Genomic DNA, 4287 nt, shown 5'->3' on the forward strand with positions numbered 1-4287 from the left:
TCGCGAACTTACTGAAATCGTCGTCGACACTGGGTCGATAAGGGGCGTTTCCGGTGATGTATTCGGCGCGCTTTCGGGGAATGGCGCGTCGCAACTCGGTCCGCGAGATACCCGCTTGGCCGAAGGGGTGTGGCGTCAAGCTTATCTTTCGCGGGTGGAAATGTCGATCGGATCGGTTTGCTGCGGGGGCAGGGTCGGCGACGGTTGGGGGGGGCGAGGGCAATGGATAGGAGGGCGTGGCTCGCTTCGTCCCTCCAAGACTGTCGAGGCGGGGAGGATGGCAAGGCGTTAGGGAGCGTTTTCAGGGGGGGGGCGCCGGACCGCTTGGCATAACGATCGTGCTCGATGCCGAAGAGGCTGCATGTGATGTCAAAGCCGCATCCAGGCCGTGCATCGAACGGCGGTCGAGCGGTCGCACTGGGGGGTGTGTTGGTTGTGGGCGATATTCTTTATCGTGGGTCTATCCCACCATGTGAGGGCGTTCCTGCGGCGGTGACGGAGCCGCGCCATGCGGAAGCGCTTTCGCCCGGATTTGATGGTCGGTCCGATGCGTATGTCTCGCTGACCGAGCGATACCCGCCTGGCGGCCGGTCTCCATTTCGAGCTGCGAGAGTCGAGCGAGCTGAAATTTACGATGCGATCCTTCGCAAGATGGCTAGAAGAATAGCCTAAAAAATCCATATACTTCCAGTTTTTTATAACGTTAATCCGGTCATAATAGTGGCTCGGATGTGGTTGTCTTGCATCTTAACTGCTTAAATTTATTGAAATTAACTATAACGTGTAAAAATTTACTCAAGCTTTACCTTTATTTGCCATAAGGGAAGCATTATCCCGTCAAATAGCCGGTCGATTGATTCGGTGACGGCGGTCTGGGCGGTTAATAGACCGCAAATCTCGTTAATCGGGTGGTTGAGGATGATGCTTGTTCAATTTCTGATGGCGCTGATCCAAGATTAAACCGGGAAATTCAGTGCCTTGAATTGGTGTTTGCGTCGCATGGATTTGCGTCTGCAAAGAAGAATATTTGCAGAATGAGGCTGAGAGATTCAAAAAATGAGCAACCTATTGATGGCAGCCCTCCTCATGGCCTCCCCGGTTCAAGCCGCGGCTCCGGCCGCGTCGGCCCCCGCGCCGACGGTGGATCGCTTCGGTGACTGGTCGCTGGTGTGTGCGGTTCGCGAAGGGCTGCCCCCGTGTGAGGTGGTCCAGGCGGTTCGGCGCAAGGATGATGGCGACAAACTTCTGCGCTTTTCCTTTGCTTATGCGGGCAAGGACGATCGCTACGGTGTGCAGTACCAGGTTCCGCTCGGGGTATTCGTCCAGCCCGAGGCGCTGGTTCGCCTCGACGACAAGACGGATGTCCCAGGCTATCGCATAACCCGCTGCGAGGCGGACGGGTGCTATATCGACCGTGTCGTCAGCCGGGCCGATCTCGAACCATTCTTCAAGGCGCAGAAGGGGCTGATCGCGGTTGCTGACAAGACCGGCCAGGCCTTGGTCCTGCCGCTGTCGTTGAACGGCTTCGCGGATGCCATGAAGGCGATGACCGAACGGAATGAGGCGTGGGCGCGCAAGCAGCCCGTCACGGCTCCCGCAACACCCGCCCAGCCCGCGAAGACCAAGGGTCAAAAGCGGTGACCATGTCCAAACTGATCTTCCAGTTCCTGCTTGCCGGGACGGCCTTGTCCTGGTGCGGACAGGCGTCGGCGCAGACCGCCGTCGAGCGGAACCTTCCGCCCGTGCCCAAGGCCCCGGCTCCCCAGGCCGAGATACAGGATGCGCTTCCGGCGGACGCCGACAGCACGCCGATCGGGCCGGCGCTGCGGGCGGTGGTGCTGCTGAACCAGGGCGAAGCGCTGCGCGATACGGCGTCGTTGCCTGACGGGGTTTTCATCTCGGACGTTCCCTCGGTCGATCGGGCGTCCGCCACGGCGGCGCTCAGGAAGTTTCTGGGTCAGCCGCTTTCGCGGCAGTTGATCGCCCGCATCCAGGCCGAGATCGCGCGTCAGTCGCGCGCGCAGGGGCGTCCGTTCGTGTCGCTGAGCGCGCCGGAGCAGGAGATCACCACCGGCGTGCTGCAACTCCGCGTGACGGAGTTTCGGATCGGCAGCGTCGAGGTCACGGGTCTCTCGCCCCGGTCTGCGGCGGCGGTCAAGCGGCGCATCCGCGCGCAGATCGACGGTCCGGTCAACAGCCAGGACTTGAGTGAAGATATCGAATGGTTGAACCGCGATCCCTTCACGCCGGTCGCAGCCCAGTTCGCGCCCAGCGCGAAGCCGGGCAAGACCGATCTGACCCTCATATCCCGGCCACCGGCTCCGGTGCGGGCTTATGCGGGCTGGTCGAATACGGGCGCGGAATCGACCGGGCTCGACCGTTTCTTCGTCGGGATGCTCTTCAAGCTGCCGGGGCTGCCAGGGGCTTATGCGTCGTACCAGTTCACCGGCAGCGACGATGCATGGTGGCGCAATTCGGAATTTATCTCCAGGCAACCGCGTTATCGGGCGCAGGGCGGCCGGGTCTATATTCCGACATTACCGCGCGAGAATGTCGAGCTGACGTTCAGCGATGCGCTGACGAACCAGGTGATCAACAAGGATTTCTCGGTTCGGCAGCGCACGACCGAAGCCGCTATCGCCTATCGCTCGGCCCTGTCGAACCTGGGATTGCCGTCGGGATCCGGCGATGTCGTCGTCGGCGTCGAGACCAAGCATCAGCATCGCGTGGTGCTGTTCGGCAAGCAGGTCGCGCTCGATGCGACGGCCGACCTCGTGCAGATATTGCTCGGCTGGTCGATGGCGTGGCAGGGCGCAAACGGTAGCCTTTCCACCACGGCGAACCTCCATGTCAGCCCGGGCAATCCCGGTTCGCGGGCGAGCAATCGGCTGGCGGCGTTCACCAACAATCGCACGCCCGACGACCGCTATGGCTATGCCACGATCGACGTGGCCGGCCTGCAACGGTTGCCGCTGGGGCTGGCCTATGTCGGCCAGCTCTCGGTGCAATATGCCGGCAGTGCCCTGCCGCTTCCCGCGCAGCTCGGTTTGGGCGGCGAAGGTCTCGTCAGGGGCTACACCCCCGATGAGGGGGCGTTCGATCGGGGCGCGGTGTTCCGCAACGAATTGCGTCTTCCCGCCGTGTCGTTCCCGAGCAGCATGGGGACGCTGTCCCCCTATCTCTTCTTCGACATGGGGCGTGGCGTCGACAACTTCACGCACCGGGGCGCGACCATCGCATCGAGCGGCGTCGGTGGAGACTATCGACTGGGCGACAGGCTGTCGCTCGGCCTGAATTCGGCCTGGGCGATCCGTGACGGAGCGCGGACGCAGGCCGGCGAATGGCGTGCCCAGATACGCACGACCGTCAATTTCTGAAATCAAAGCGAAGGTGGATATTATGAGCACGATTGAACTGGCCGGATCGCAGTATCTCTATGCGAAACCGGAGGCTCTTCATTCGCAGGATCATGCGGAACTGAAATATGTCGACGATGGCCAGCCGCTGGCCAAGGTCGGTGCGGTCAACGCGGTGCCGTTGCTCGTCGGCGAATTCGTGCAGGCGATGCACTATTTCCCGATCGTCTTCGGTGGCCCGGAAAAGACGCCGATGGCGATCCTGGGCCTGAAGGAAGGGCAGAACCTGTTCCTGAAGGACGGTCGGTTCGAGGCGGGGGTCTATGTCCCGGCCTATCTGCGTCGCTATCCCTTCACGCTGGCCGGCACCGGCACCGACAATTTCGTGGTGTGCATCGACCGCGAAGCCCCCGGTTTCGTCGAGGGCGAGGAGGGGACTCCCCTGTTCGAGGAAGGCGAGCCGACCGACTTCACCAAGAACGCGATCAACTTCCTGAACGAGTTCGAGGCGGAGCGGAAGCGCTCGGCACAGTTCGTCGAGCAGTTGATCGAGGCCGACCTGCTGGAGGTCAAGCACACGCTCGCCCTGAGCGGTGACGGCGAGCAGCGCGAAGTGATCGCGGACTATTACGGCGTGTCCGAGGAGAAGCTGCGGGCGCTGCCCGACGCGCAGCTGGCCGAAATGGTGCGGCAGGGCGTCGTGACCGCAGTCGACGCGCACCTGCTGTCGCTCAAGCAGTGGGATGTCCTGATCGCCCGTCGCGACGCCGTCGCGAAGGAAGACGTCGAGCAGTTCGAGTTCAACGACTAGTTCGATCGCAAGAAGTAAAGCTTTCCGCTTGGCGGCACTAGGCGAAGTTCTTGCATAAAAGATAGCTAGATGCTCGCCAAGCGAAGGCGATCCGTCGCGTATTTTGTACTGGATAGAAAA

Annotated in this window: 3 protein-coding genes; all 3 read left to right on the forward strand. The window is 61.7% G+C overall.

What is annotated here, in order from left to right:
- The first annotated feature begins 1056 nt into the window (after nt 1–1056).
- From SM191_RS06370 to SM191_RS06380, 3 genes are read left to right on the forward strand one after another with little or no spacing between them, the layout of a single operon-like run.
- Nucleotides 1057–1641, forward strand: a complete 585-nt coding sequence (locus SM191_RS06370; RefSeq protein ID WP_341505434.1) for an invasion associated locus B family protein — start codon at nt 1057–1059, stop codon at nt 1639–1641.
- Between the two features lie 2 nt (nt 1642–1643).
- A complete protein-coding gene (locus SM191_RS06375) occupies nt 1644–3377 on the forward strand; it encodes a ShlB/FhaC/HecB family hemolysin secretion/activation protein (protein WP_341505435.1) in 1734 nt (577 codons plus the stop codon).
- Between the two features lie 22 nt (nt 3378–3399).
- Nucleotides 3400–4167: a SapC family protein gene (locus SM191_RS06380; RefSeq protein WP_341505436.1), complete on the forward strand. Its 768-nt coding sequence runs from the start codon at nt 3400–3402 to the stop codon at nt 4165–4167.
- The last annotated feature ends 120 nt before the right edge of the window (nt 4168–4287 follow it).

The organism is Sphingomonas sp. 2378, assembly GCF_038084995.1.
Classification (GTDB): Bacteria; Pseudomonadota; Alphaproteobacteria; order Sphingomonadales; family Sphingomonadaceae; genus Sphingomonas.